This window comes from Lysobacter sp. TAB13 (assembly GCF_052113885.1).
GTDB lineage: Bacteria > Pseudomonadota > Gammaproteobacteria > Xanthomonadales > Xanthomonadaceae > Lysobacter > Lysobacter gummosus.
Map to the genome: position 1 here is coordinate 1 of NZ_JBFRDR010000174.1, position 473 is coordinate 473.

Annotated in this window: 1 protein-coding gene; it reads left to right on the forward strand. The window is 61.5% G+C overall.

The annotated features are described in order from the left end of the window. A partial coding sequence (locus AB4Y92_RS25675) for a transporter substrate-binding domain-containing protein (RefSeq protein ID WP_441822186.1) occupies window positions 1-228 on the forward strand: 228 nt, incomplete at its 5' end. Between the last annotated feature and the right edge of the window lie 245 nt (window positions 229-473).

The following is a 473-nucleotide window of genomic DNA, read 5'->3' on the forward strand; positions in this document are numbered from 1 at the left end:
CTTCCGGACACCACGGTCAATCAGATTCTGGGTCAGAACAAGGGCGCCAACGCCGAGCTCAAGTTTGCCTTCGCGCTGCAGCCCAACTCGATGGCTGTCCGCAAGGACCAGATGGAGCTGCATCAGTGGCTCAACAACACGATCTGGTTCATGAAGAACTCTGGAGAGCTCGACGAAATCTCCAAGAAATGGCTGAACGCGCCTCTGCCGGAGCTCCCGGTCTTCTGAGCTAGCGCACCGGTGCGCCCTGGCGGCGCACCGGCTTCGTCTTCTCCCGCGATCGAAATGTCAGCACTATGCCAAGCCTCGTCTTCTCCGACGTTTGGGCGCAATTCGACACGCTCCTGAGCGGCCTTCTGCAGACCGTCTGGATCTCCGCTGTCGCAATTGTGCTCGGCGTGGTCATCGGCGTCCTGTGTGCGGTCGCGCGCAGCGCACGCAGCCGGCTCCTGCGCGTTCTTGCGGCCGGATAT